This window comes from Mesorhizobium sp. M7A.F.Ca.CA.002.04.1.1 (genome assembly GCF_004022805.1).
Lineage (GTDB): Bacteria > Pseudomonadota > Alphaproteobacteria > Rhizobiales > Rhizobiaceae > Mesorhizobium > Mesorhizobium ciceri.
Map to the genome: position 1 here is coordinate 1 of NZ_RZPL01000903.1, position 1,975 is coordinate 1,975.

The window sequence follows — 1,975 nt, forward strand, 5'->3', positions numbered from 1 at the left end:
GTGCCCGCCGATGTCCCGGCCGATGTGGCCGAAAAGGCCAGGGATATGGCGCGGCAGGCGTTCCAGGCGCTTGGCTGCGAAGCCATGGCGCGCGTCGATTTCTTCCTGCGCGCCGACGGCAGCCTGCTTGTCAACGAGGTCAACACCATTCCCGGCTTCACCGACATCTCGATGTATGCCAAGGCGCTTGCCGCCTCAGGCATCGGCTACAGCCAGACCATCGACGTGCTGATCGAGCACGCGCTGGCCAGGCATGCGGCGCGCTGATCCGATCGGGCGAGCCTGACTTCCATTTAGCCCTTCGGGAGCGGCCGGTGCGGGCCGGATCATTGCCTGTGAGCGAGGCGTATTTCATCGTTGGCTAAAGTTGCACGTCCGCTCTATATGCCCGATCATGGCATTTGGCAGGGAGGCATCACGTGGCCAATCGTCGAAACGGCACGGCGTCTCCGGCTGATGGGCTGGGGGACGCCCTTTCAGCGGCCGCGCCCCATCCGCGAACCTCTTTGCCCAATGTGGCGGCCATCGTCACGACAGTGGCGGCACTGTATTTCGGGCGCGAGGTTTTCCTGCCGATCGCCATCGCGCTGCTGCTGACCTTCGCACTGGCGCCGCTTGTCGCAGCGCTAAAAAAGGTCGGCATTCCCCGGATTGCCGCCGTCATCGCCAGCGTGCTCGGCGCCTTCGCGGCGCTTGGCCTGTTCTCCTTCATCGTCGCCACGCAGGTCAGCGAACTGGCGCAGAACATCCCGGTCTACCAGACCAACATCCTGACCAAGATCCGCTCGCTCAAGGAGACCGGGGGCGGGATCCTTGCCAGACTGAGCAAGGTGGTCGAGCGGGTCGGCCAGGAGATCGACAGGCAAGACCCCTCGCTGCCGGCCGCCGCCCCGGAAAAGCCGCCGCGCGAGCCGGTGCCGGTCGAGATCGTCGCGCACGAAAGGCCGCTTCAGGTCCTGCAGAATGTCGTCGGGCCGCTGATCAGCCCGCTTGGGTCGGCCGGGCTGATCATCGTCGTCGTCATCTTCATGCTGCTCGAGCGGGAGGATCTGCGCGACCGCTTCATCCGGCTTGTCGGCTACGGCGACCTCCACCGCACCACCGAGGCGCTTCAGGATGCCGCCAAACGGGTGGGCCGCTATCTCCTGATGCAATTGGTCGTCAACATCGTCTACGCCATACCGATCGCGATCGGGCTCTGGGCCCTCGGTATTCCCAATGCGCTGCTGTGGGGGCTGCTGGCACTGGCGCTGCGTTTCGTTCCCTATATCGGCCCGATCATAGGTATGCTTTTGCCGCTGTTCCTGGCGCTGGCCGTGGCACCGGGCTGGTCGCTCGTGCTGTGGACAGCCGCCCTGTTCGTGGTGATGGAACTGATCACCGGCAATGTCATCGAACCCTGGCTCTACGGTTCGCGGACGGGACTGTCGCCGCTGGCGATCATTGTCGCGGCGATTTTCTGGACGTGGCTCTGGGGGCCGCTCGGGCTGATCCTGTCGACGCCGCTCACTGTCTGCCTGGTGGTGCTGGGCAGGCACGTGCCGCAGTTTGAATTCCTGGACGTGCTGTTCGGCAACGAGCCCGTGCTCGAACCCCATGCGCGCCTGTACCAGCGGCTGCTGGCCGGCGATCCGGAAGAAGCCACCGATCATGCCGAGGAGATGCTGGAGGAGAAATATCTGGTCGAATTCTATGACAAGGTTGCCATTCCGGCGCTTCTGCTGGGCGAACAGGACCGTGTGCGCGGCGTCATGGGCGATTTGCAAAGGCGGCAGGTGGCGGCCAGTGCCCTGATGCTGGTCGCCAATCTCGACGACAGCGCGCAGGAGGAGGCAGGCGAGGAGGAGGGGCCGTCCGTGGCCGCAGAGGCGAGCGACGATGACGATCCCGGCGGGGAGGACGAGACCGAACTGCCCGATGGCACGGATATGTCCGTGCTTTGCGCCGGGGGGCGTGGCGAGCTCGCCGACGCCGC

1 protein-coding gene and 1 pseudogene are annotated in these 1,975 nt (G+C 65.2%); both read left to right on the forward strand.

Going from position 1 to position 1,975, the window contains the following annotated elements; all coding sequences use genetic code 11:
• Positions 1-267, forward strand: a pseudogene (locus ENZ75_RS30205) (ATP-grasp domain-containing protein); the annotation flags it as partial.
• A 152-nt stretch (positions 268-419) separates the two neighbouring features.
• Positions 420-1,975: AI-2E family transporter (locus ENZ75_RS30210; protein WP_164888123.1), on the forward strand; the 1,556-nt coding region annotated here is incomplete at its 3' end.